20 protein-coding genes and 1 pseudogene are annotated in these 25,650 nt (G+C 58.2%); 10 read left to right on the top strand and 11 right to left on the bottom strand.

What is annotated here, in order from left to right; all coding sequences use genetic code 11:
* The first annotated feature begins 1 nt into the window (after position 1).
* Entirely contained in the window at positions 2 to 1,327 is a 1,326-nt protein-coding gene (locus C2E15_RS19445; protein WP_104959237.1) for a c-type cytochrome, read from the top strand.
* A 90-nt stretch (positions 1,328 to 1,417) separates the two neighbouring features.
* On the opposite strand, the gene C2E15_RS19440 is transcribed toward C2E15_RS19445, so the two are convergent.
* Together C2E15_RS19440 and C2E15_RS19435 are read right to left on the bottom strand one after the other, a co-directional pair.
* Positions 1,418 to 1,741: a cupin domain-containing protein gene (locus C2E15_RS19440; RefSeq protein WP_104958745.1), complete on the bottom strand. Its 324-nt coding sequence runs from the start codon at positions 1,739 to 1,741 to the stop codon at positions 1,418 to 1,420.
* A 15-nt stretch (positions 1,742 to 1,756) separates the two neighbouring features.
* Entirely contained in the window at positions 1,757 to 2,923 is a 1,167-nt protein-coding gene (locus C2E15_RS19435; RefSeq protein ID WP_104958744.1) for an oligogalacturonate lyase family protein, read from the bottom strand.
* Between the two features lie 420 nt (positions 2,924 to 3,343).
* On the opposite strand from C2E15_RS19435, the gene C2E15_RS19430 reads away from it, so the two are divergent.
* Entirely contained in the window at positions 3,344 to 3,982 is a 639-nt protein-coding gene (locus C2E15_RS19430) for an RpiB/LacA/LacB family sugar-phosphate isomerase (protein ID WP_104958743.1), read from the top strand.
* A 60-nt stretch (positions 3,983 to 4,042) separates the two neighbouring features.
* On the opposite strand, the gene C2E15_RS19425 is transcribed toward C2E15_RS19430, so the two are convergent.
* Both C2E15_RS19425 and C2E15_RS19420 read right to left on the bottom strand, forming a co-directional pair.
* Positions 4,043 to 5,350, bottom strand: a complete 1,308-nt coding sequence (locus C2E15_RS19425) for an OprD family outer membrane porin (protein WP_104958742.1) — start codon at positions 5,348 to 5,350, stop codon at positions 4,043 to 4,045.
* Positions 5,351 to 6,456: 1,106 nt separating this feature from the next.
* Positions 6,457 to 7,326: a nucleoside-specific channel-forming protein Tsx gene (locus tag C2E15_RS19420; RefSeq protein ID WP_104958741.1), complete on the bottom strand. Its 870-nt coding sequence runs from the start codon at positions 7,324 to 7,326 to the stop codon at positions 6,457 to 6,459.
* Positions 7,327 to 7,815: 489 nt separating this feature from the next.
* Here C2E15_RS19420 and C2E15_RS19415 point away from each other — a divergent pair, with 489 nt between their 5' ends.
* From C2E15_RS19415 to C2E15_RS19385, 7 genes are all read left to right on the top strand, one after another.
* Positions 7,816 to 8,409: a TetR family transcriptional regulator gene (locus C2E15_RS19415; protein ID WP_104958740.1), complete on the top strand. Its 594-nt coding sequence runs from the start codon at positions 7,816 to 7,818 to the stop codon at positions 8,407 to 8,409.
* 10 nt (positions 8,410 to 8,419) lie between these two features.
* Positions 8,420 to 8,776 (top strand): helix-turn-helix transcriptional regulator, encoded by a 357-nt coding sequence (locus C2E15_RS19410; protein WP_245912315.1) that lies wholly within the window; start codon positions 8,420 to 8,422, stop codon positions 8,774 to 8,776.
* Between the two features lie 322 nt (positions 8,777 to 9,098).
* A complete protein-coding gene (locus C2E15_RS19405; protein WP_104958739.1) occupies positions 9,099 to 9,284 on the top strand; it encodes a con-10 family general stress protein in 186 nt (61 codons plus the stop codon).
* Positions 9,285 to 9,652: 368 nt separating this feature from the next.
* A complete protein-coding gene (locus C2E15_RS19400) occupies positions 9,653 to 10,159 on the top strand; it encodes a ferritin-like domain-containing protein (RefSeq protein WP_104958738.1) in 507 nt (168 codons plus the stop codon).
* 72 nt (positions 10,160 to 10,231) lie between these two features.
* Positions 10,232 to 11,128: a manganese catalase family protein gene (locus C2E15_RS19395; RefSeq protein WP_104958737.1), complete on the top strand. Its 897-nt coding sequence runs from the start codon at positions 10,232 to 10,234 to the stop codon at positions 11,126 to 11,128.
* A 274-nt stretch (positions 11,129 to 11,402) separates the two neighbouring features.
* A complete protein-coding gene (locus C2E15_RS19390; RefSeq protein WP_104958736.1) occupies positions 11,403 to 12,305 on the top strand; it encodes a LysR family transcriptional regulator in 903 nt (300 codons plus the stop codon).
* 122 nt (positions 12,306 to 12,427) lie between these two features.
* Complete coding sequence (locus C2E15_RS19385) at positions 12,428 to 13,639, top strand: MFS transporter (protein ID WP_104958735.1); 1,212 nt, start codon at positions 12,428 to 12,430, stop codon at positions 13,637 to 13,639.
* A 43-nt stretch (positions 13,640 to 13,682) separates the two neighbouring features.
* On the opposite strand, the gene C2E15_RS19380 is transcribed toward C2E15_RS19385, so the two are convergent.
* A complete protein-coding gene (locus C2E15_RS19380; protein WP_104958734.1) occupies positions 13,683 to 16,070 on the bottom strand; it encodes a glucose/quinate/shikimate family membrane-bound PQQ-dependent dehydrogenase in 2,388 nt (795 codons plus the stop codon).
* Between the two features lie 362 nt (positions 16,071 to 16,432).
* Positions 16,433 to 17,323 carry a helix-turn-helix domain-containing protein gene (locus C2E15_RS19375; protein WP_104958733.1) on the bottom strand — a complete coding sequence of 297 codons (891 nt, stop codon included), beginning with the start codon at positions 17,321 to 17,323 and terminating at the stop codon, positions 16,433 to 16,435.
* Positions 17,324 to 17,602: 279 nt separating this feature from the next.
* On the opposite strand from C2E15_RS19375, the gene yghX reads away from it, so the two are divergent.
* Positions 17,603 to 18,490, top strand: coding sequence for a YghX family hydrolase (gene yghX / locus C2E15_RS19370; protein ID WP_104958732.1), 888 nt, complete (start codon positions 17,603 to 17,605; stop codon positions 18,488 to 18,490).
* A gap of 22 nt (positions 18,491 to 18,512) precedes the next feature.
* Here yghX and C2E15_RS19365 read toward each other — a convergent pair whose 3' ends face one another.
* The 5 genes and pseudogenes from C2E15_RS19365 to C2E15_RS19340 all read right to left on the bottom strand — a co-directional run bounded on the left by C2E15_RS19365 (position 18,513) and on the right by C2E15_RS19340 (position 25,222).
* Positions 18,513 to 19,529 carry a LacI family DNA-binding transcriptional regulator gene (locus C2E15_RS19365; protein ID WP_104958731.1) on the bottom strand — a complete coding sequence of 339 codons (1,017 nt, stop codon included), beginning with the start codon at positions 19,527 to 19,529 and terminating at the stop codon, positions 18,513 to 18,515.
* Positions 19,530 to 19,586: 57 nt separating this feature from the next.
* Positions 19,587 to 21,086 carry a PTS transporter subunit EIIC gene (locus C2E15_RS19360; RefSeq protein ID WP_104958730.1) on the bottom strand — a complete coding sequence of 500 codons (1,500 nt, stop codon included), beginning with the start codon at positions 21,084 to 21,086 and terminating at the stop codon, positions 19,587 to 19,589.
* A 284-nt stretch (positions 21,087 to 21,370) separates the two neighbouring features.
* Positions 21,371 to 22,567, bottom strand: coding sequence for an MFS transporter (locus tag C2E15_RS19355; RefSeq protein WP_104958729.1), 1,197 nt, complete (start codon positions 22,565 to 22,567; stop codon positions 21,371 to 21,373).
* Positions 22,568 to 23,137: 570 nt separating this feature from the next.
* A pseudogene (locus C2E15_RS19345) lies at positions 23,138 to 24,558 on the bottom strand (alpha,alpha-trehalose-phosphate synthase (UDP-forming)).
* Between the two features lie 112 nt (positions 24,559 to 24,670).
* A complete protein-coding gene (locus C2E15_RS19340; RefSeq protein ID WP_104958728.1) occupies positions 24,671 to 25,222 on the bottom strand; it encodes a GNAT family N-acetyltransferase in 552 nt (183 codons plus the stop codon).
* Between the last annotated feature and the right edge of the window lie 428 nt (positions 25,223 to 25,650).

The following is a 25,650-nucleotide window of genomic DNA, read 5'->3' as shown; positions in this document are numbered from 1 at the left end:
GATGAAAAAGGCATTACTGGCGCTGTGCCTGCTGGCTACAGCCTCTGGCGCGATGGCGGCCGACGACCAGGCCGGCGATCTGATCAAACGCGGCGAATATCTGGCGCGCGCAGGGGATTGCGTCGCCTGCCACACCAGCAAAGAGGGGAAACCCTTTGCCGGCGGGCTGGCGATGGCGACCCCGATCGGCACCATCTACTCCACCAACATTACCCCGGATAAAGCGACCGGTATCGGCAGCTATAGCTATGACGACTTCCAGAAAGCAGTGCGTCACGGCATAGCGAAAAACGGCGATACCCTCTATCCGGCGATGCCTTATCCCTCTTACGCGGTGGTCAGCGACGAGGATATGCAGGCGCTTTACGCTTACTTTATGCACGGCGTGGCGCCGGTGGCGCAGCAGAATAAAGAGAGCGATATTCCCTGGCCGCTCTCCATGCGCTGGCCGCTGGCGATCTGGCGCGGCATTTTTGCGCCGGACGTGAAGGCGTTCCAGCCGAAAAGCGGCGAAGAAGCGGATCTGGCGCGCGGACGCTACCTGGTGGAAGGGTTAGGCCACTGCGGCGCCTGCCATACGCCGCGCAGCTTTACCATGCAGGAGAAAGTGCTGAGCGATGAGAAGGGCGGCGACTACCTCTCCGGCAGCAACGCGCCGATCGACGGCTGGACCGCCAGCAACCTGCGCGGCGATAACCGCGACGGCCTGGGACGCTGGAGCGAAGAGGATCTGGTGCAGTTCCTCAGCACCGGGCGCAATGACGATACGGCGGCCTTCGGCGGCATGACGGAGGTGGTAGAGCATAGCCTGCAGCATCTCGACGATAAGGATATCCGGGCGATCGCGCGCTATCTGAAATCGCTGGGCGCGAAGGATCCGTCGCAGGCGGGTTTCCAGCCTGACGATGCCGTGGCGCAGGCGCTGTGGAAAGGTGACGACAGCAAGGCGGGCGCGGCGGAGTATGTCGACAGCTGCGCCGCCTGCCACCGCACCGACGGACGCGGTTACAAGCGCTTCTTCCCGGCGCTGCGCGGCAATCCGGTCGTGCTGGCGGACGATCCCACCTCGCTTATCCATATCGTGCTGACCGGCAGTACGCTGCCGGGCGTGAAGGACGCGCCGACCACCGTAGTGATGCCGGGCTTCGGCTGGCGTCTGGATGACCATCAGGTGGCAGACGTGGTGAACTTTATTCGCACCAGCTGGGGCAATACAGGCGCGAAACCGGTGACCGCGGGCGATGTCGCCGAAGTGCGTAAAGAGACGTTCGTGGCGCAGCAGCAGGGCAACGTGGATATCGAGAAGTTGCCGCAGGCCGAACACTAGCCGACGCGGCGGTACGTCGTCAGGCCATTGCCTGTGACGGCGACAGAAAACGGCGGCGGGCATCCGATAAGGCGCCCGCCGCCGCTATTTTCAGGAGAGGAAATCCTCGCGCTGCGGCGTAAAGGTATCCAGCAGCACGCCCGGCTCCAGGCACACGCAGCCGTGAACCACGTTAGGTTTCTTATACAGCGTATCGCCCGCGCCCACTTCATGCGTTTCGTCATCGATAGTGAAGGCGAAGCGCCCTGACAGCACATAGGTCAGCTGCTCGTGCGGATGATGATGCAGCGGGCCGACCGCATCTTTCTCAAAGGTCACTTCAACCGCCATCATGCCGCCGCCGTGCGCCAGCACGCGTCGTGTAACGCCTTCGCCCACCTGTTCTGCCTGGGTTTGTTCTCTGAAAGTAAACATGCGCCTGTCCTGCAGTTAGCTGAAGAAGTTCTCTTTGATGGCTGCCAGATAGAGCGCTGGCTGGCCTTCATAATCGGTGGTGAACAGCACTTGCTTATCGTCCGGCGTAAACGACGGATGCGGATGCGTAACCTGACGATCGCCATCCAGCACGCGCCAGGAGCTGTTATGCGCCGCCAGTGGACGATGCTGACGCGTCGCCACGTCAAACAGCCACAGCATCGGATCGTTATCAATGGTGTAGCCTTTGGTGTCCTGTACATCCACCGGCGTGCCGGCACCGTCGCCGACCAGCAAGGTGCCGTTATGGTTACTCATCAGGTGAGAGCAGGCGGGCATGGTCATCAGCACTTCATTATGGCCGGTGACGGGATCGAAACGGCAGATCTCGCGATCGGCCCGCGCCTTATGATAGGAGACGTAGATCAACGCCGATCCGTCCGGCACCCAGAACTCATGGGTGCAGCTTTCGCCTTCCGCGTGATCTTTCACCTTGCGCATATTGGCGCCATCCTCATCGATCAGCCACATGCGCGCATCCACGCGATCGTGCGGCCCTTCGTGGCAGAAGGCGACGGTATGGTCGTCAAACGGCCGGTAGATCGGGTGCCCCAGCCACAGCCGCTGATCGAGGATGGTCTGCGCCTCGCCGGTTTGCAGATCGACCCGCAGCAGGCGGCAATGCGGGTTCTTTTCAAAAAAGGTTTTAAACACCTGCCAGTCGCTGAGCGGCTCCCAGTCCTGGCGGTCGATTTCGATGCCGACCAGCTTAGTGCAGTCGCTGTTGGCGACCCAGGTGCCGTAGCCGACCCAGGCTTCCGGCACGCTATAGATAACCTTCTCTTCCAGGCTCTGCAGATCGACGCGGCGCAGCTGACGTTCGTTTTTCACATAAAACAGGTAACGATCGTCCGGCGAGAGGAAGCCGCCGAAGGTGTTATCGCCCGCACCTTCCGTTAGCTGCGTCGCCTGCTGCAGCTGCAGATCGAGCAGATAATAGTTGCGCTGGCCGTCAAACTCGCCGGCGAACAGCAGTTTGCTGCCGTCGTTGAAGAAGCACTTCTGATAAAAATAGTTGCGATGACATAACACCTCAGGCGGCGTTAATCGCACCATGTCGGCGCCGGTCTTCTCATCGGTAAAGCGATGAAAAGGCAGGTGTATACGGTTCCCTTTCGCCATAGATTTTTCCTCACGCCAGATTTTGCTTCAAATTGAAACATTGTTTCATATTGCAAAATCATACCCCGTTCAGGGAGCTTGCCGAGTGGCGTAGCGTGAAAATGCAGCAAGGATCACACATTTTTTCGCCTGCCCGGTTTAGAGATTCAGGCCGGAAAAGGGGCGGAAAAAAGCGCTTCTGCCGAGAAAATGTGAAAACTGTCACAGTAATTCCCCTGCGCGGTATCTATAAGAGTACGCCCGCTCTAAAATATGAAACACTGTTTCATAAATGGTTGACGTCTGCAGAAGGGCGCGCCAGGGCCTGTTGAATACACACTGCAGGCGCACGACGGCAGAGTAAGCCCAGGCGGCGGCATGTCGCCGCCGGGCACCCGCTGGCGTCACACGCCTGATACACGCTTAATAAGAGGATAAACGATGAAGATCGCGCTGATGATGGAAAACAGCCAGGCGGCGAAAAACGCCGTTGTGCTGAAAGAGCTGCAACAGGTAGCGAACGGGCTGGATTATCCGGTATTTAACGTAGGTATGAGCGATGAGCAGGATCATCATCTGACCTATATTCACCTTGGCATTATGGCCAGCATACTGTTGAACTCGAAAGCGGTGGATTTCATTATCGCCGGCTGCGGCACCGGGCAGGGCGCGTTGATGTCGCTGAATATTCATCCCGGCGTCGCCTGCGGCTACTGTATCGATCCCGCTGACGCTTACCTGTTCGCCCAGATCAATAACGGTAATGCGCTGGCGCTGCCGTTTGCGAAAGGTTTTGGCTGGGGCGCTGAGCTGAACCTGCGCTTTATCTTTGAAAAAGCCTTCAGCGGCGAAAAAGGTCAGGGCTACCCACCGGAGCGTAAAGAGCCGCAGGTGCGCAACGCCGGCATTCTTAATCAGGTGAAAGCGGCGGTTGTGAAAGAGAACTATCTGGATACGCTGCGCGCCATCGATCCTGAGCTGGTAAAAACCGCCGTGAGCGGCCAGCGCTTCCAGCAGTGCTTCTTTGAAAACTGCCAGAATAAAGAGATCGAAGCCTTTGTCCGCGAGATGCTGGGCTAACCGCACGACGCTTCAGGCCAGCCGATGCTGGCCTGAGCTTCCTTCGACGCTGTCGGCCGCTTACAGCAGCTTAAAGCGGTAGTCGATAATCACTTCGCCCGACAGCACATGCGAACGGCGATAGTCGCCGTGATGCAGCACCGGCGTACGGTTAACGTTTTTATATGACCAGCCTGGCCCGAACATCATCCATACGCTGAAATCTTTTAGCCCGGGATGAGAAGGCGTCCAGCGGCCGTAAAGGCTCACTTCACCACTGCGCACGTTTAACCCCTTATAGCGAATCGACCCGGCATTAACCGCAACGCCGCCCAGCAGGTCGGGCGTAAACTGGTAGTCGGTCATGGTGGCCACCATCAGCTCTTTGTCGCGCATATAATCATCGCCGGCGGTAGCCATCGAGATGAAATTGCCGAAAGCGTTACGGCTCATATGGCGGGGATAAAAGCCCACGCTGTTTTCCTTCTCCGCGCGCGTATAACCCAGACCCCAGCGGGAGCGCAGCTTATCCTGTTTCCACGTCATCTCCAGCGCATAATGGCTGGCGTGGCGATCGAAGTCGCGACGCGACGCGGGCATCGCGCGATAGTTCTCCATCGCCCGGGTAACATAGATTTGGCTGCCGACGGACAGATGTGACGTGATATCGCCGCTCATAAAGAGGTGCTGTCGTCGCAGATAGCCGTCGCTCTCGCCCGCGCCATATTGCAGCGTCAGGCTATCGCCGTTGTAGCTCACATCGCCGGTAGCGATATGGTCGATGCTGTTGCCGTCGTTAGTGATGAAGTGAACCTGTTCAGGCGAGCTGCGGTCGATGGATCGGGTGACATACGCGGCGCGCAGCTGCGTCGCGCCGAGCCGGGCAACGCCGTTCCAGCCAAGGTAGGTGATAGGCGAGAGGCGCCATGAGGTGTTAAGCACGCCGAAGTTGGGCAGGCTTTCCCAGCCGCCGTGCAGCTCGCCGTTTACCGCGTCGCCCCCCAGGCGCAGCTTAAGATAGCGCTGCCCAGCCTTGCTGAAGCCCTGCGCGTTGCCCTTTTTATTGTCATGGCCGGCGTTATAAAGGATACCGCGCGTATCAAAGAAGTCGCTGGCGCCCAGCTTTAGCGCGCCGTAGTAGGAGAGATCGAAGCCGATCAGATCGGCGAAGTAGCCCGACTGATAGTCCAGCACCAGGCTTTGTCCCCAGGCGGCATGAACGGTTTTAGGGTTAGCGCCGTCCTCCTTCAGATACTTCCAGTAGTTGCGTAAAGCGAGATCGAGCGCGCCGTCGCTGAAAAGCGTATCGGCTAGCCCGCCGCCTGCGCCGGTTTGCGCGTGACAAATAACCGGAAAAATAAGCGCACTGATAATGGTGATGACTTTCATAAATAACACTCCCTGGTGCTGACGCAAAAGGCGGCGCTGCAGCCGCGCTGAATAAATCGGGCTGCCTCCCCGCCAATGAAAAGATTCCTCTTTTTTATTTATCCGGCGCGATGTGGCGCAGCATTCATTTATTTCTTCTAACGGAAAGCGTCATCTGGCCAGCGCTTATTCTCGCTTTGCAGCGGATTAATCATTCATGGGCTGACGTTGCGCGCATAAATATGGGGCGCTGCGTGGATTTTTTTTCCGCACTTATTTCGTGCCGGCGGCCTACGCTTTTCGCATGCAGTATTCAGCGCAGCGTTAGCTAAATGCTGCGCACCGGGGAAGAACGCGCCACGGGGCCGGCAGGGCATTGCGGCCGCACGCACAGGGCGGCAGGCAGGGGATGCAGCGGAGGCAGGGCGAAAGGCGAAGCCGCCGCGCTGCGTTTCCCTGGTTCTCTGTATGCCAAATAAAAAACCTACCTGATGAATAACCTGGCGCCGGGTTAACAGCGAAAAAGGTGAATTCATTACGGTAGGTTTTGCCCGCATACGCAGTTGCAATCCATATTTTTCGCTACGCTAGCATAGCGCTTTGCTAAAATACATTGGCATCGGTTGCCCGTGTGCAGGAATGTGAGATAACGCATAATTACTTTATTTATTTAACTCATGGCGCGTTACGCGTTGGCGTTATTTATTATTCAGAGAATATTTTAAAGTTATTAATGCGTTTATTTAAAAGCAACGCGGGAAATATAACCAGGCCGTTTTAATGTGTCATAAAGGGTATAGCGGCTCTGTTCGCCGGGCGAGAAAGCCGGAACGGGGGGATGGCAAACGGTGCGTAAGAAAAGCGGAAGGCAGAAAAAGGGAAAGCGAAGAGAACTACTGCGAAAGGAGCGTCAGCGGAAGCGCAGAGCGGGAAAGCGGAAGGCGAAGAGAAATTGCGAATGAAACGTAACCGAAGGAGCAAAAAGGGAAGTGGAAGCAGAGGGAAGCCGTGAAGGAACAGTCAGCGAAAAAAACAGAGAAAAAGCGTGAAGGCAAGAGAGAGAAAGCGGCGCGGCAGGCATACCGGCAAGGGCAGAAGCGACCTTAGCCGCTCCTGCCGCAGGCACATCAGAAGTTGTAGCCCACCACCAGGTAGTAACCCCAGCCGGTAGATTTCACTTCAAACGGACCGTCGCCGAAGTTCAGATTGGCGCCGTCGGCCCACTGGCCGCCGTTATGGAAATAACGCGCCACCACCGAGTAGTGCCAGTGATCGTAGCCCAGCGCCAGAATATGGCTGGAGGCGATGGAGTTGCTGGAACGCGACGCGCCCGGCGTTTTATCCGCCAGATCGGAGCCCCAGTCAAAGTTGGTGAAGCCGATATAGCTCAGATTGCCGCCCCACAGGGTGGTTAACGGCAGGAAATATTTCACCTTGAAGCGGTAGCCGTCCCAGCTGTTCTCATTCGCCGCACCGTAGTTCTCCCACTGGTATTTGGCGTAAATGTTCAGCGCCAGCGACATTTTGGTGTGGGTATCGATATCGGTGCCCAGACCCATATACCAGGTGTTCTGGCGGTTATTATGATCGCGGCCCATGTCGTAGACATAGTTGTTAGCGAAGTACCACTCTTTAAACGGGCCGAAGCTCAGATCGGTGCCGGTCAGCTTGTCGATAGAGAAGCGCGGTTCGATTTCCATAAACAGCGGCGAACCGTTGTCCCAGATGCCCTGCTGATAGCTGTTCGCCGCGCCGAAGAAGTTCGGGATATCCACATAACCGTAGAAATCGAACCAATCTTTATGGGCGAAGGCTTCATATTCCAGATAAACATCGTTGTTCAGGTGCGGCCCGAAGCGGGTGTGATTGCTTCCCACTACGTTAACGCTTTGATGCCACCAGTCTGATACGTAGGTAGGGGCGCCAGTTTCCGCCTGAGAAGAGATGCTATATGACGCCGCCAACAGCGCGCCAGCCACCAACATTTTATTTTTCATGGTTTACCACATGCTTAAAGGCCTCTCTGCTGAGTCAGAGAAGGGCCGCGAACCAGTGTCCACTGCTGGACGGGAAGGTGTTGTTATATGCCGCTCCGGGGGAGGCGTACAGGTACGCCGCGGCAGCCCGCATAGGGTGCCTTTATCCTGCCGATAGAAAATAGATATTGCTCACGTTTGTCAAAGTTTGTTTCATTTTGATTCAACCGTTTTGTGATGTAGATCACGAACAGTTCGATAAAGCGTAAAATTAACGTCATAAAGGTGGTTTAGAACGGAAAGCAAACGCTTTCGTAAAGCGCGCAAACGATTAGCTGTTAAAGTGACCGGAGGCGGAAACGTCGCGGCAAAAACCGCTTTTCAGTAACAGGGTGAAACATCTGTTAGCGGAAACGAGACGGAACATTTTGAACATCTGTTCAGAATAATATTGAACGCCTGTTCAGAAAAAGGCAGAATGTGGGCCGGCTAAATCAGGCGAGGCAAAGGATGGGCTATTTAAAAGCGGACGCACGCGCAGATCTGCTGATCGGCGCGACAAAGACGTTAATCAGGAAGGAAGGCTATAGCGCCGTCACCGCCCGTAAAATCGCTCAGGAGAGCGGGGCGGCCATCGGGCATATCAACCGTCATTTCGCCTCGCTGAGCCAGCTGAAGTGTCAGGCGTTTCTGCTCATCGTTAATGAAACCGTCGCCGCGCATAAAAGCGCCAGCGAAGCGCTGGACGGTATCGATGCGGTATCAGCGCTGCTGTGCGATTCAGATAAAGAACAGCACGAAACCGAACTGTGGCGCGAGGTCTCGGTGGTTTCCCAGCAGGATAAAGCGCTGCACAAAATCTTCGTCTACGCGCTCAATCTCTGGCACAGCATCGTCAGCGACACCATTACGCGCGGCGTTCAGCAGAACCTGCTGCGCTGCCACGATACGCCGTCAGCCACGGCATGGCGGCTTATCGGCTTAACGCTGGGACAGGATGCGCTGGATATGCACGGCGTGCTAAGCGATCGGGAAGATGTCCTGCGTAATAACCTGCTTCATATCATCCGGCTGGAGCTACAGCCGGTGATGGACGTATCGTAAAGGAAGCCTTATGAACCTAAGCGCAGCAAGTGAAAAGGTGTTTACCTACGGCGTGATCCGCGAGCTGATGCGCTGGATTGAAAGCAACCCGCATCGACGCATCACCGTAGACGACTGCGCGGAAAAAACCGGCTATTCCAAATGGTATCTGCAACGCTACTTTCATGCGGTCACCGGCAAAACCCTCGCCGCCTTCTGCCGCGAGAAACGCCTGGTGGCTTCTGCGCGGATGCTGGTGGAGGATAATGTCACGATCGAATATGTGGCGGTGCAGCACGGTTTTTCCTCTCATGACACCTTTCACAAAACCTTTGTGCGCCACTACGGCATGACACCGGGCGAATTTCGTCAGAAATGCCGGCAATAGTGCCACCCCTCAACGAGGCGGGCCGGCGCCGGGGTTATCCCGACTGGCGGAAATAAACACGCAAACAATCTGTTTACCGCTTCGCTTATTGCGGGCGTGGTATTTAACGCTATTTTACGTCTGATTGTAATTAAATCTTTCAAAAAGGGTGTTAATTCAGTCTCTTTACTGTCATATCAAAAACTTATTACCGCTGCGCCAACCATTTGCTTTCTCCCGCTGGTCGGCTAAATTTATACCCGAAGTCGGCAATATTCTTCTCCACTGCCCCCTACCCCCTAAGTGGATAAGAATATTATTCTGGAATAACGAGGAGGAATAGATGGCTGAACAACATCGTGGTAATCCTGGTAATTTCGCTGAAGATCGTGAAAAAGCTTCTGAAGCCGGTAAGAAAGGCGGGCAGCACAGCGGCGGTAATTTTAAAAACGACCGTGAAAAAGCCTCCGAAGCAGGCAAAAAAGGTGGGCAAAACAGTCACGGCGGCGGTCGTCCATCAGGCAGCTAATTATTAGCTCATCAGGCAGCTAATTATTAGCTCATCAGGCAGCTAATTATTAGTTAGCTTGCTAATTCTGTTGATTAACCTCTGGCGCGGTTTTAATGCGTGCCGGAGGTTTATTTTTTTAAAATAGCCTCTTTTTCATTCCTTCCTTAGGTTTATTCTTAATTCATCTTTATTAACAAAGCGATAACGCAAATTTTTTTGCCGTTACGGTTGTTATTTGCTGTTTCGCTGCCTACGCTTTTTATGTATCGCTTAAAAACTTTTATCCGCCGAAGTGCGGTGAATAATCAAAGAGAGATAATTCTGGCGTTGCGACATGTTTATTACGTCAGGCTTATTTTCTGGGTCACTTATCACGAGGTGAAAATATGACTTATCAGGAAAACTATCTCAGCTGGCTGCGCGACGCGCATGCCATGGAAAAACAAGCAGAAGAGATGCTGGAGAAAATGTCCGCCCGTCTGGAACATTATCCCGATCTGAAATCACGTCTGCAGCAGCATATTGAAGAAACGCGCCAACAGCAGCAGATGCTGCAACAGGTTATCGATCGCCAGGATACCTCCAACTCCACCATGAAAGACATGATGGGCAAAGTGGCGGCAATGGGCCAGGCGGTGGGCGGGATGTTCGCCTCCGACGAAGTGGTGAAAGGCGCCATCAGCGGTTATGTCTTCGAGCAGTTTGAAATTGCCTGTTATACCTCTCTGATCGCGGCCGCAGAACTGGCGGGCGACAGCGAAGGCGCGCGCGTATTTGAGCAGATCCGTGAGCAGGAAAAAGCGATGGCCGACTGGGCGCTGACCCACCTGCCAGACGTGACTGAACAGTTTATGGTTCGTTCGGCGCAGCCGGACACAGAAGCAAAAAAATAAAACAAAGCCAGTCATGGCGTTTCACTGTCATCGGGGTTGCCGCCGTTGGCAACCTCACCAGAGGAGTGAGCAATGTTTAGACATGTCAAACAGTTGCAGTACACGGTACGTGTAGCTGAGCCTAATCCTGGGCTGGCGAACCTGCTGCTTGAGCAGTTTGGTGGACCACAAGGGGAGCTGGCTGCCGCCTGCCGTTATTTCACCCAGGGTCTTGGCGAAGATGATGCGGGCCGCAAAGATATGCTGCTGGATATCGCAACGGAAGAGCTGAGCCATCTTGAAATTATCGGCTCCCTTGTCGGGATGCTGAATAAGGGCGCGAAAGGCGCGCTGGCGGAAGGAACCGAACAGGAAGCTGAGCTTTATCGTTCCCTGACCGGTAACGGCAACGACAGCCATACCACCGCGCTGCTGTACGGTGGTGGGCCGCCGCTGACTAACTCTGCCGGCGTACCCTGGACTGCCGCCTATATCGACACCATCGGTGAGGTGACGGCGGACCTGCGTTCCAATATCGCCGCAGAAGCGCGCGCGAAAATCATCTACGAGCGCCTGATCAACCTGACCGACGATCCGGGCGTGAAGGATGCGCTGGGCTTCCTGATGACGCGTGAAGTCGCGCACCAGATTTCGTTTGAAAAAGCCCTGTACGCTATCCGTAATAACTTCCCGCCGGGCAAACTGCCGCCGATTGAGCAGTATGCCAACACCTACTTCAATATGTCTGAAGGCGGTGAAGTACGCGGCAGCTGGAACTCCGACGAGAACTTCGATTATGTCGCGGATCCGCAGCCGGCAGTGGACGGCGGCGACGGCCTGGCGTCAGTGATGCTCTCCGAAGGCGAAAAGGCCGATCTGGAAAGTATGGCGCTGCGCACCCGCTCCAACCCGGACATCAACCCGATGACCGGCACCGAGCTGGGCTCCCAGCCTGCGCCTGACGATCTGCAGACGGGCAAGAAAAAATAATCCCCTGGGCCGCCGACTGGCGGCCCAGCTTTTTCCCCGTGCTGCCTGTTCCCCCGTGATGCCTGTTTCCCCATGATTCCTGTTTCCCCATGATTCCTGTTTCCCCATGATTCCTGTTTCCCCGTGATGCCTGTTCCCCCGTGCTGCCTGTTTCCACATGATGCCTGTTCTCCCGTGATGCCGGCTTTTTCCGGCGACGCCTGACTCTCCCGTCTGCTGGCTTTTACGCCCTCTTTTTGCCACTCTGTCCGTCCTGCTCCGACGGAACCTGACCATGCCTTCGATTGAAAATATCACCGCGATGATGCTGTTTGCGCGCGTGGTAGAAACCCGCAGTTTTACCGCCGCCGCACACAGCCTCGGCCTGTCAAAATCCTTCGTCAGCAAGGAGATTGCGCAGCTGGAGATCCGTCTTGGCGTCAGGCTGCTGGAGCGCACAACCCGGCGTATCGCCGTGACGGAGGTCGGCCGCGCCTGGTATCAGTTCTGCGCCAGAGCGCTGCAGGAAGCGGACAACGCCGATGCCTTTATTCGCGATTATCATCAGGAGCCGGCGGGCAACCTGCGGCTGATTGCGCCGGTTAACTTTGGCCGCCAGTACGTCTTGCCGGTGCTAAACGCGTTTGTGAGGCGACACATTCATGTGCAGGTTGATCTTGATCTTACCGATCGATCCCTTGACTGGCGGCGAGATCGCTACGATCTGGCGGTCACGGTTGGCCAGACGCCGCCGCCGGTCGCCTCCTGGCATCCGCTATCGCAGGTGGAGTGGGGGCTGTTTGCCGCACCCGACTACCCGCTAGCGCGTGCGCCGCTTACCGAACCGCAGCAGCTGCCGCGCCACGATTTCCTGCTGTTTCGCGGCCCGGCGCATACCCTCTCTCTGCCGTTCCGCCAGGGCAAGCAGAAGCTGCATATCGAGGTACACAGCCGCTTCCGTATCAATAACAGCGAGGCGCTGCTGAGCGCCGCCATCGCTGGCGCAGGCATCGCCTATCTGCCTTGTTACATTACCCGTTCGGCGCAGCAACAGGGACTGCTGACGCGCCTGCTGCCCGACTGGCAAATGGATTGCTATTACAGCTATCTGGCGGTGGGCGATGCCGAACCCGCCCGCGCGCTGACGGCGCTGTTCTGCCAGCAGCTGCAGACGGCGCTGGCGACGCCGGCAGGGTAAACGGCAACGATTGTTTCTGCGGGCGAACAATAGTGTACTGCTGACGAACTCTCGCCGCGCCGCGTCATTAAATACCGCTTACTTGCTAGCATGGTGGCCTGTTAATCATGGGAGAGTAGATCATGACGCAAGCCCCGAACGGAGAGGCGGAGCAGTACTGGCGGCGTAATTTGTGGGTCTGCATGGCCGGATCCTTCACCACGCTGATCGCCATGACGCTGCTGCTGCCTTTTTTGCCGCTCTATGTGGCGGAGCTGGGCGTGAGCGAGCCGGCAGCCATTGCCCGCTGGTCAGGCGTTGCCTACGGCGCCACCTTTTTTACCGCCGCGCTCACCGCGCCGCTGTGGGGACGGCTGGGCGATCGCTACGGCCGCAAGCTCATGCTGATCCGGGCCAGCCTTGGCATGGCGATCGCCATGTCGCTGATCGGCATGGCCAGCACGCCCTGGCAGCTGGTGGCGTTGCGGCTGCTGGCGGGGCTGCTGGGCGGCTATGCCTCAGGTGCGACCATTATGATCGCCGCGCAAACGCCGAAGGCGCACACTGGCTGGGCGCTGGGCATGCTCTCCTCCGGGATGATGGCGGGCAACGTGATCGGCCCGCTGGCAGGCGGCCTGCTGCCGCCGCTGATCGGTATCCGCGCCACCTTCTGGCTGGCCGGCGGCGTGATTTTCCTCGCCTTTCTCGCCACCAGCCTGCTGCTGAAAGAGGCGCCGCGTTCTGCGGCGCGGCAGCCTCCGCCGGCCGGCGTCGCGCTCAGCCTGCGTCAGGGCATTATGCCGGTGATGCTACTCTCCGGCATGCTGTTGATCTTCGCCAATATGTCGGTTGAGCCGATTATCACGCTCTACGTGGCGCAGTTTGTTCACGCGCCGCATCAGGTGACGCTGATGGCCGGTTTCACCATGTCGGCAGCGGCGCTGGGTAGTATCTTATCGGCCGCCTGGCTGGGGCGACTGGCGGATCGCATCGGCCACTGGCACGTACTGATCGCCGGCCAGGCCGCCGCCGCGCTGCTGCTGATCCCGCAGGCGTTTATCACCTCTGCCTGGCAGCTGGTGGCGCTGCGCTTTCTGATGGGCGTCGCGTTAGGCGGGCTGCTGCCCTGCATCGCCAGCCTGATCCGATATCATGCGCCGGCGGGGCAGACGGGCAAAGCGCTGGGCTACTCCACCTCCGCGCAATATATCGGGCAGGTGAGCGGGCCGCTATTCGGCGGCTTTATCGGCGGCGGCTTCGGCATGCGGTCGGTGTTTCTCGCCACCTGCGTAGTGATGGCGGCAGGCGCGATCGGTAACCACTATCAGATGCGGCGGGCAGGGCGGAAGGCATAAAAAAACCCCGGCAAGGCCGGGGTTTGCTTATCAGCGGAACTGCTTATTTCTGGTCGGGCAGGGCGTAGGCGATGATGTAGTCGCCCAGCCTGGTGCCGAAAGAACCGTGGCCGCCAGCGGCGATCACCACGTACTGTTTTCCGTTGGCTTCATAGGTCATCGGCGTGGCCTGACCGCCAGCCGGCAGACGGCCTTCCCACAGCTTCTCACCGGTGTTGGTGCTGAAAGCGCGCAGGTAGTTGTCCGCGGTCGCGGCGATAAAGAAGACGTGACCTGCCGTGGTGACCGGGCCGCCCAGCATCGGCATGCCCATTTTGAACGGCAGCGGAACCGGCGCGCTATCGCGTACGGTGCCGATACGTTTCTTCCAGACCACTTCGTTAGTTTTCAGATCCAGCGCGGAGATATAACCCCATGCAGGCTGTTTACACGGCAGACCAAACGGCGACAGGAACGGATTCAGCTCCACGCCGAACGGCACGCCGTACTGCGGCTGAATGCCGGTCTCGGTGCCGGAACCGCCAGCTGCACCTTCCGGCGGCTCGATCGGGTTGCCCGGACCGCGCGGCACCAGTTTAGAGACAAACGGCAGCGCCATCGGGTTGGCGATAGCGATCTGACGGTGAGTATCGACCGCGATGCCGCCCCATTCGAACATGCCCAGGTTGCCCGGGAAGACCAGCGTACCCTGCTCAGACGGCGGGGTAAACGGACCTTCGTAGCGCAGACGATGGAAAATCACGCGGCAGACCAGCTGGTCGAACATCGTCGCGCCCCACATATCCTTGCCAGACAGATTCTGTTTCGGACGGAAGGTCAGCTCAGAGTAAGGCTGGGTCGGAGAGAGACGATCGCCTTCCGCCGGGCCTTGCGGCACTGGCGTTTCCGGCGCCGGCACTACCAGCTTACCGTTACGGCGATCCAGCACGAAGATATTGCCGGTTTTCGCCGGCGCGTAAATCACCGGTACGGTATTGCCATCTTTGTCGGTAATATCAGCCAGCGTCGGCTGCGAAGGCAGGTCCATATCCCACAGGTCGTGGTGTACGGTCTGATAGGACCATTCCAGCTTACCGGTGGTGGCGTTCAGCGCCAGCACGCTACTCGCGTAACGCTCCTGCTCAGGCGTGCGGTTGCCGCCCCAGATGTCCGGCGTGGAAACGCCCATCGGCAGGTAAACCATATCCAGCTTGGCGTCGTAAACGGCAGGCGCCCAGGAGTTCGGCGAGTTCGGGACGAAGCTGTGACCGTCGGCCGGAATGGCGTTCGGATCTTTGGCGCCCGGATCGAACACCCACAGCAGCGCGCCGGTGTTAACGTCGAAGCCGCGGATCACGCCTGACGGCTCGTGCGTGGAGTAGTTATCGGTTACCGCGCCCGCAATCACAATCACCTTATCGGTGATGATCGGCGGAGAGGTCGGCTCATAGGCGCCCGGCGTGGTGACCGGCTGCTTATGCTGCAGATCCAGCTCGCCGTTGTTGGCGAAATCCGGACAACGTTTGCCGGTTTCCGCATCCAGCGCAAACAGGCGGCCATCGTTCACCGGCAGGATGATGCGACGTGCGCAGAGAGCCGGCGCCGCATTGCCCGCATCGGCGGCGGCAGGGGTTTCATGATAGGAAACACCGCGGCAGGTAACGTGCTGGAAGGTCGGGTTAGGCTTCAAGCCCGGATCGAATTTCCACTTCTCTTTACCGGTCACCGCATCCAGCGCGAACAGGATCTGATGCGCGGTGCAGAGGTAAAGGGTGTCGCGGACTTTAATCGGCGTCACTTCGTTAGTGATTTCACCCGGATCGTTCGGGGTTTTCAGATCGCCGGTACGGAAAGTCCATGCAACCTGCAGGTCCTTAACGTTTTTCTCATTGATCTGATTCAGCGGAGAGTAGCGGGTGCCTGCCTGATCGCGGCCATACGCCGGCCAGTCGCCCGGCGGGATCGTATTGTCAGCCGCAGCTGGCGCAGCCTGATCGGCGGTCGGCAGGGTGCCGTTGATTTCCTGCGGATCGTTAAATACCGCCCAGGCCAGCACCACGGCGCTGACAACCAGGCTAACGCCCATCAGGGAGACGCCCGCTTTGCCGCCGCGGGAGATGCCGCGATAAACGAACGGCAGCAGCAGCCAGACGCCGAAGATAACCCAGACGTCAGTACGCGGCGCCAGCGCCCAGAAGTCAAAGCCGACTTCCCATACCGCCCAGGCAAGCGTGCCGAGCAGCAGCAGCGCATAAACCACCAGCGCGGCGCTATGGCGACGATACAGCAGAAACGCCGTCACCAGCATCGCGATGCCGCTGATGACGTAGTACCAGCTACCACCGATGGTTGAGAGCCAAAGGCCGCCAGCCAGTAAATACGCGCCACATAGCGCTGCGAACAGCACGGTCAGAAACCGTATGACGCGCAAAGATGAGGAGTCTTTCCCCATAATTTAGTCCTCTTGAGTGTTGCCATAAACTTAAGTAAGCAACCGGCCTGGTCGCCTACCAGCAGATAAATAAAGTACGGGTGTTCAGTGTTCCTGATATCGCTCTTCCTGTAAGCGCAATGTTCCTGATGCGTTAAATTTTATATGAATAACCGTTACAAGTTCTGACTTTTTTGGCAGGAAACATTATTCATTGCTTTTTATATAGCAGCTGTGGCTGATTTGTGGGCAAAAAATAACCCTGAGAACGGCCTGCACCGAAAGAAATCGCGCTATTTTTCGCCGCCGCTCATCGGTTAACCGCATCACCGCAGGCCGCGCCGGAATAAAGCGCGGCGGCAAAGAAAATCGCCCTTTATTCTTCAGGAATCGAGCGGAACGCCGGCAGGCAGATGAAAACTGACGGGAATATAGAAGTGCCCCTCCAGCCAGTCGGGACGGCAGCGGGCAAGGTCAAGCGTCTGCAGCTCGGCGCCCGGCCGGCGCGCTAAACCCGGCTGCGCCAGATGGTGATAATAGACATCGCTAATAAAGGCGCTGAAATCGCGCGGGTGGCCGTGAAAAGGGAGCTTCAGCCATAGGCCGCCCGGTAAAATATCCCGCTGCGCCTGTAGGGAATATTCCCCCTCGCGCTGCGCCAGGCCGCGCATTAAAGTCACCATATGGTACTCTTTGCGCTCCGCGCAGGGCGTAAATTCCAGCGTAATAAACCCCTGCGCCCGGCTGCCCTTATTTTCCTGCACGAATTCGCTTAAATATTGCGTCAGAATCGCCTGCTTATCGTCGACGAACTCGCCATATAAACAGGGGTAGTGCTGGCGTTCGCCATAAATAACCCGATCGGGTAAGGTCAATAGCTCCGGTTCGCTTTGCTGATGACGCAAGGGATCGAAGCGGCAATGAAACGCCTCGGTATTCAGCTCGCTGGCATAACGCCACGCGTGCGGCGTTAAGGAGAAATGCTTGCGAAACGCGCGGGTGAAATTTTGTTGCGTATCAAAACCGTAGCGCACGGCGATATCAATCAGCGACAGGCGCGTCAGGCGCAGCGCCATAGCGGATTTGGTCAAACGGCGTTTACGGGCGTAGGCGGCGACGGTCTGGCCGGTCATCTCCTTAAACAGTCGCTGCATATGCCACTTCGAGTAGCCCGATTTTTGCGCAATGGTATCGATATTCAGCTCTTCCGTCAGATTGTCCTCAATCCACGCAATCAGATCCTGAATATACTGCGTTTTCTGCGTTTCACCCATTTCCTCACCCAGACGGTAACTATCGTTATAGTTTTAATCGATACAGTTTTAAGGGTGACTAATTTAGCAAAATCCAGGGTAACAAAATGGCACTCACTGTAAATAAATGTGATGAAAAAGCATGATGAAATCCCTTTTTTGTTAATCAGCTGTAGTGGGGGGCACGCGGCGATAAAGGCGGCGCGTTCGGCGTGGCGCGTCAGCGGCGGAAAAGATAACGCTTCTTTTTCACCGGACGGCTGTTTACATTGTGAGCAACCCCGATGAGAGGAGCGACACATGGCACGTCTGACCGCAAAAGATTTTCCGCCCGCGCTGCTGGAGCTTTACGATCACTATGCCCACGGCATGTTAAGCAAACGCGAGTTTCTGGCGCGGGCGGCGAAATACGCCATTGGCGGCCTGACGGCGGCGAGCCTGCTTTCCCTGCTCAGCCCCGACTACGCCCTGGCGGAACAGGTGGCATTTACCGATCCTGATATCTACGCCGAATACCTGCGCTACCCTTCACCCAATGGCCATCAGTCGGTGCGCGGCTACTTTGTCCGTCCGGCGGCGAGCCGCGAGAAAATGCCGGCGGTGGTAGTGGTGCATGAGAACCGCGGCCTTAACCCCTATATCGAAGATGTGGCGCGCCGCGTGGCGAAAGCGGGCTTTATTGCGCTGGCGCCGGATGGCCTCAGTTCGGTCGGCGGCTATCCGGGCAATGATGAGCAGGGGCGCGCGCTGCAGCAGCAGGTCGATCAGACCAAACTGATGAATGACTTTTTCGCCGCGATTGAGTTTTTGATGCAGCATCCGCAATCTACCGGCAAGGTGGGTATTACCGGTTTCTGCTACGGCGGCGGCGTGGCGAACGCGGCGGCGGTCGCCTATCCCGAACTGGCGGCAGCGGTGCCGTTTTATGGCCGTCAGGCGCCGGCAAGCGAGGTGGGGCGTATCCAGGCACCGCTGCTGCTGCACTATGCGGAGCTGGATACACGCATCAATGAAGGCTGGCCGGAATATGAGGCGGCGCTCAAGGCGGCGGGCAAAAAATATGACGCCTTTATCTATCCCGGCGTGAACCACGGGTTTCACAACGACTCCACGCCGCGCTATGACCCTAAAGCGGCGGAGCTGGCGTGGGATCGCACCATCGCCTGGTTCCGGCGCTACCTGGTGTAGAGCGCGGCAGGTATGCCGCCGGTTAGCCCGATTCCCGCACCACCAGCTCGCCCGACAGGGTAATGCGCTGTGGCGCCAGATCGGGCTGCTGGATTTTCGCCAGCAGCACCGTTGCCGCCTGCTGGCCCGCCTCATCGCTGGCGGAGGAGACATAGGTAAATGAGGGCGAGCTGAGGTTGATCTGCAGCATATCCTCAAAACCCACCAGCGAGACCTGCTGGGTAAGAAACACATCCTTGCCGACGGTGCGCCCGGTTTGCTGAATGCCGCTCAGGCAGCCGATGATAGCGTGCGCGGAGTGGCAGAGCAGGGCGGTGATCTGATTATTGCTCTCCAGCAGGCGGCGACTGGCCAGCCGCGCGGCCTCGGTCTCCTCTTCGCACGCTGGCGCCCACTCGGCACGAAACGGCAGCCCATGCTGCTGCAACGCCTGGCGATATCCCTCCAGCCGCTGCGCGCGCAGCGTCGACGCAGCTTCGCCGCCAATATAGCCGATGTTGCGGTGGCCGCGACGGATCAGATAGCGCGTCGCCAGCAGCGCTGCCTGGCGGTTGTCGCGCATCACCAGATCGCCGGCGTCGTCGATCGGCGTCTGCGATACCACGACCTGCGGCAGCGGGCAGCGTCGCATCGCCTCGGGCAGCGTTTGACGGCGCGGATTAGCGTTCAGAAAGATGACGCCCGCCACCCCCTGACGGCTGAACGCCAGCAGGCACTGCGCCAGCCGCGCCTCTTCATCCTGCGGACAGGCGAGCAGCGCGATATAGCCCTGCTGCTCCAGCGCCTGCACAATGCGCGTCATCACCCTGAGGGTAAAGGTATCGCTGAGATCGCACACCACCAGACCAACCAGGTTCGAGGTGCTGGCGCGCAGATTGGCTGCGGCGACGTTATGCACATAGCCCAGCGCCGCGATGGCCGCCCGCACCTTTTCAATGGTTTGCGCGGAGATCTTCCCTTTCTGACGCAGCACCAGCGAGACGGTCGAAACGGAAACGCCCGCCGCTTTGGCCACATCGATAATACCTACCTTTTTCATGCCGCTCCCTGTTATGCGCCCCTGCCTGAGGTGATCGGCCGGGGCGGCATCCAACGTTTAACGCCCTGTCAGCTTATGCATTTGCTGGGCGATAAACTGTGCCCGCGCGCCGAAGATAATCTGAATACCGCGTTCGCCGACGAAAACCACGCCGCGCGCACCAAGATTATGCAGGCCATCTTTATCAACCGGCTGGCTTTGCTCCACTTCCAGACGCAGGCGGGTAATGCAGGCGCCGACGCTGGCGATATTTTTTTCGCCGCCCAGCAGCAGCACAATCTCCTGCGCCAGCACCTCATCGCTTTTATCGCTAACATCCGCGACGACATCGGTGCGGCCCGGCGTTTTGACATCAAAGCGGCGGATCACAAAGCGGAAGGTGAAGTAGTAGATCAGCGCCATCGGCACGCCGACGATCGCGGCGCTCAGATAGTGCGTCTGGAAGCCGTTGAGCGAGGGGAGAATGCCGAAGGAAATATAGTCGATAAGCCCGGCGGAGAAAGATTTAGCGATATGTGCCTGCAGTAAATACATACACATATAGGCGAGGCCGGCCATCACCGCGTTAAACACATAGAGCAGCGGCGCGACGAAGATAAAGGTGAACTCTACCGGCTCGGTAATGCCGGTGAGGAAGCAGGTCAGGGCGGCGGAAAACAGAATACCGGCGGCAATTTTCTTATTTTTGCTGTTCGCTTCGTGGTACATCGCCAGACAGGCGGCGGGCAGCGCAAACAGCATCAGCGGGAATTCACCCTGCATAAATTTGCCGGCGTTCTGGTAGCTGTCGCTGCTGAACGATTTAACCCCTTCTTCCAGCATCTTGAACCAGATGGTTTGATCGCCGTGGATCAGCTGGCCGCTCTGGGTGGTGTAATCGCCGAAAGAGTACCAGAAAGAGGGATACCAGATGTGATGCAACCCGAGCGGGATCAGTGCGCGCTCCACCAGCCCGAAAATAAACGTCGAGGCCGCCTGGTTATCGCCGTTGACCAGCACGGAAAGCGCGTCGATGCCTGCCTGGATATGTTGCCAGACAGAAGGCAGCACCAGCCCGAGCAGGAAGGAGAGAAAGGCGGTGGCGATAGCGACAAAGCGTTTACCGGAGAAGAAGCCGAGGAACTCCGGCAGCTGCAGCGTATGAAAGCGGTTAAAGCACCAGGCCGCCAGCACGCCGCAGATCAAGCCGCCAAAGACGCCCATCTGCAGTGTCGGGATGCCGATCACCATCGCGTATTTGCCGCCGCTGGCCGCCATCTCCGGCGTGATATGCATTACCGTACCGATGGTGACGTTGGTGATCAGGACCGACACCGCCGCCGACAGCGCGGCGATGCCCGATTCCGATGCAAGGCCGACCGCCGAGCCGATGGCGAACAGCATCGGCAGGTTATCGAAGATGACCCCGCCGGCATTCATCATCAGCGGCAGGTGAAACTTATCGCCAAACGCCAGCAGCAGGCCGGCTGCCGGCAACAGCGAAATCGGCAGCATCAGCGCGCGGCCAATCATGGATAATTTAGATAATGAGGTGAATAACCCGCTAAACAGCCGCATAGAGCCCCCGATGGAATAACCTGCATGAAATGGTGTTGTTGTTTTAAGGTGGGTAGAACGTTTTAGTAGAACGTTCTACCTATCTTTGTGCAGGGCAGGTCGGCGCGCAACGGGAATTTCGTTTTCGGCCAGAGGAAATTGTTATTTTATGACGTGGATCTGAAATAGCGGCGGGTGTCGGCGGGAAGGGCGCACGCAGAGCGGTTAACTTACCTCTCAGACTCTGACAAACGCAGGCCGCCTTTATTTGCCGGAGGAGCATCCATTGGCAAATAAAGGCGCATTCAGGCGGCTGGCGATAGTGCCCTGCTGCCAGCCCGCCACCACAGAATCAGCGCCGCCAGCGCCACCAGCCCCAGCGCCGCGAACGCCACGCGCCATGAGGCGTGGGCGACGATGGCACCGGCCAGCGCCGGGCTGAAGGCCGCGCCCGCGCCCTGCATTAACATGATGACGCTCTGCCCGGCATTGATATGCCCCGATCCGCGCAGCGCGTTGACGATGTAGCCCGGTACCGCGACGCCCAAAATGCCGGCGGCGACGCCGTCCAGCACCTGTACCGGGATCACTGATAAAGGCCCGGTAAAGCTGGCTGCCAGCGCGGCGCGGATCGGCAACACCATCAGCGCAATCAGGATAAGCCGTCGATAGCCATATCGCTCCGCCTGCGCGGCGGTGAAGAGGGCCACCGGGATCATCACGCACTGCGAAATCACCACCGTCGCCGCCGCGTACAGCCCGGGGCTCCAGGCGCCGCCATCCGTAGACGCCACGCGCATGCTCAGCATCGGCAGCAGCGCGGCATTGCCAAGATGAAACAGCAGCAGCGTGAAACCGGTAGTGGCCAGTACCGGATCGCGCATCAGCACCGACAGCCGCGGCAGCGCGCGCGCATTTTCGCTTTTTTCAATGCCGCGTGCTGCATCATGATCGATATCCTGCTCGCGGATCGCCAGCACGCTCAGCGCGGTGAAAAAAGCCATGCTGGTCATCAGAATAAATACCGCGCCGATGCCCCACAGCCACATCGCGCAGCCGGCCAGCACCGCCGCCAGCGTGTTGCCGGCGTGATTGAACGCTTCGTTGCGGCCCATCTGGCGGTTAAAGCCGCGTCGGCCGGTAAGCCCCAGCGTAATGCCGGCCACCAGCGGGCCGATAAGGGCGGCGGCCAGCCCGGAAACGATTTGCGACACCAGGGCGATGGGGTAGCCGGTGCTGTACCAGAGCAGCAGCGTCGCCAGGGTGACCAGCGCGCAGCTCAGCAGCAGCAACAAACGTTTTTTGCGGGTGGCATCGATGACAATGCCGGCCGGCACCGTCGCCAGCAGCGCGGCAACGCCGCCGGCGGTCATCACCAGGCCGATATCATCCGGCCGCCAGTGATGCTCTGTCAGAAAGATGCCAAGAAAAGGCCCCAGCCCATCGCGCACATCGGCCAAAAAGAAGCTCATCAGGCAGAGCGCCTGTAGCGATCGCAACATTTTTATGAGGTCTCCCTGCAAACCGGTGGTGATGCGCGGCGTCGTTATCGGCGTGTTATCAGAGAATTATGACGGCAATAAAAAAAGTGACGCAAGGTTAACGTAACCAAATGAAACGGGCGAGGCGGCTGGAGCGGCCGTTAAGTAAAAACGGGCGGCCATTTTGCTGTTGATGGCGCTGTTTCAGGGGGAAAGCGTTACTCTTCCCAGCCCAGGTCGCGGTATGTTATCTGGTCCTGTGCGGCAAATGGCGTCTGATACTCATCCCATGCCAGGCATAATAGCGGGTCATCGCTTCAAAGTGGCCTGGGGCTTCGACTTCCCCTATCAATTCAGCGCCCGGCGGCAACCATTTTCTGGCGGCTTCCCCGCGTGAACCCGCAAGACAGAAAGTCTGGCAGCCGTCCGACTGCAGCCAGAGTTCATGTTTCAACTTTAACGCCTTGTTTTAAAATGCGTGAGCCTGAAAAGCCCGGCCACGGCCAAACGGCCGCCGGGGCGCTACGTTACCGGTTAACTGAGCGTGATGTCAGTAGCATCCGCAGCGCGCCCCGCGGGAAATGCGCTCGGCTAATAGCGCGTTCGGTGGCCCAGCGGCCACCAGCGGATCGCCGGGGGTGGCGGATCCATTGCCACAGGCGCCGGATCGAGCGCGGATAAAAACTGCCCGGCCCAGCGGTGGCAGTTATTCAGATGCAGCCCCTTTATCAGCCGGGCATGCAGGCTACGCCGCTCCCTCGCTGACAGCGACAGTGCGGTATGGATGGCATCGGCTATCGCATCGGCGTCATAAGGGTTGACGATAATCGCCCCATCCATCTGCTCCGCCGCACCGGCGAACTGTGACAGAATAAGCACGCCCGGGTTGTCCGGATCCTGCAGCGCCACATAAAGCTTGGCCATCAGGCTCATGCCGGACATCAGCGGCGTCACCAGCGCCACGCGCGCGGCGCGGTAAATTCCCGCCTGCTCTTCGCGGCTGTAGGTGTGCGTCAGATAGCTTACCGGATACCAGTCCATGGTGCCGTGCAGGCCGTTGAACTCGCCGCACAGGGTTTGCAGGCCCTGGCCGATTGCCGGCGCGCGATGGGCATATCCGGCAGAGGGCGACGCCAGCTGCAGCAGAGTCATGTTTTTCTGATAAGCAGGGTGGCGGCGAAGCAGAACCTCAACGGCGCTGATGCGGTAAGGGAGACCTGCGCTGTCGTCCAGGTGACCACCGCTGAGGATAATATTCTCCGGTAGCCGCTCGCGGCACTGCATCTCCATAAAGCCGCAGCTGTTGCTGTCGCGCAGGCAGCGCGCATCATCAAGATCGATCCCGACAGGAAAGACACCGGTTCTGATAATCCGCCCCCGCACGCGCAGCGTACCGGCGCCCAGCCGTTCAGTACGGAATTCACTCTCCAGCCAGACGATAAAGTTATTCATGTCCTGCACCGTCTGAAAACCTATCAGGTCGCAGCAAAGCAGCGATTCCGTCAGCCACTGCCAGTCGGGTGCCGCTTCGAACATCCGGCCGGACGGAAAGGGCTGATGCAGGAAGAACCCGATCTGATTAGTCAGCCCGGCGTCGCGTAGATATCTGGCGCAGCCCAGCAGATGATAATCCTGTATCCAGATCACATCGTCCGGCATCGCGTACTCGCTGACAGCGCGCGCGTAGGCTTCGTTCATCTTCTGATATTCGCGACGGCCGTCGGCGGAAAAGCGCGCCAGGTCCGGACGCTGATGAAAAACGGGCCACAGCCCCTGGTGAACGTAACCGTGATAGCCCGCCTCCACTTCGGCGGGCGTAAGCGGGAAGGTCAGGGTGTCATAGGGGCTTTGATGAAGAAACGACAGCGGCCTTGAGACGTCAGGCGCCAGCACCTGCGTTTCGCCACTCCAGCTGATCCAGAGCCCCCGCGACGGGAAAGGATGCTCTCGTAGAGGGCGGTAAGGGTAGAGCGCTGCTGCTGATTATGTGACACCAGGATTAAACCTGACATGGAGTTTTCCTTCTGAAGCTGCCGGCTGGCGCTGCGCTGCGGCCAGAGCCCGTTTACGGTTGACCCGAAAAGAAAGTGAAGAATGCCGCTCATCGCCGCGTGCCCTTGCCGGTTAGTGTCTGCGCGCGCTTTCTGTCAGCGCCGATATCAGGAGGCCGGAAAAAGCGACCTCCGCCACATAAATGCCCGGCAGCGCCGGATGGCTGCTGAAGCCGTTTCGTTCAAGAAACGCCGGCGCGGATTCGCTAAGGCAGAGGATCCGGCGGCAGCCGCGCGCTGCCGGATGAGCAACCGAGCAATTCAGCAGCCAGGAGCCCAGCCCGATAAAGCGATATTCTGGTGAAATAAACAGATCGCGGATCACCCAGGTATCCACCATATCGGTGACGATGCGCGCAAAGCCGATTTGTCGGCCGTTGCGGTAGAGGCCGAAACAGAGACTGCCGCTCAGGGCTAACCGCAGGTTGCGGATATCGGGAAATTTATCGGCCAGCCACTGGGCGATCAGCGGAAGGTTGAGCAGCGCCGGGTCAGTGCTGATCTCCATCGACTCTCTGATCCATTTCCGTGGCGACAGCAGGCGAAGACGCTGCTGTTCAGCAAGCTCAGCCACTGCGGAGTAACCGCCGGTCGGCCTTGAAGCGGCCGGATTAAGGCTTTTCATCAACTGCTTCCTTGGGTATGAGCGCATCTGCGCCGGAGCTGTTGATTAAAACGTTCGGCATATAAAAGTGGCGTAAAAAAAACGTCGCGCAGTATAAAAAGTGCGTAAAGGAGGGCGGGGGGCGATGACAAAGGGGATATTTCCGGCGCACTGATCCCGGAAAAGCAAAAACCCAGCCATAAGGCTGGGTTCTCTGAATAAGTGATGCCCGGACTCGGACTCACGCCGCAGGCGTTGAACAGCGCGCCTGACGCGCTGGCCCCGGAGGGGTGAGCCGCTGGCGGCGAATCATCGAACGCAGTTCGATGGCGAGTCCGGCCCCGGAAAAGCAAAAACCCAGCCATAAGGCTGGGTTCTCTGAATAAGTGGTGCCCGGACTCGGAATCGAACCAAGGACACGGGGATTTTCAATCCCATTGCCGGAAAGT

The sequence above is a fragment of the Mixta gaviniae genome (assembly GCF_002953195.1).
Taxonomy (GTDB): Bacteria; Pseudomonadota; Gammaproteobacteria; order Enterobacterales; family Enterobacteriaceae; genus Mixta; species Mixta gaviniae.
Note: the sequence above shows the minus strand (reverse complement) of the source record. Positions and strands in the feature narration are given on the sequence as shown.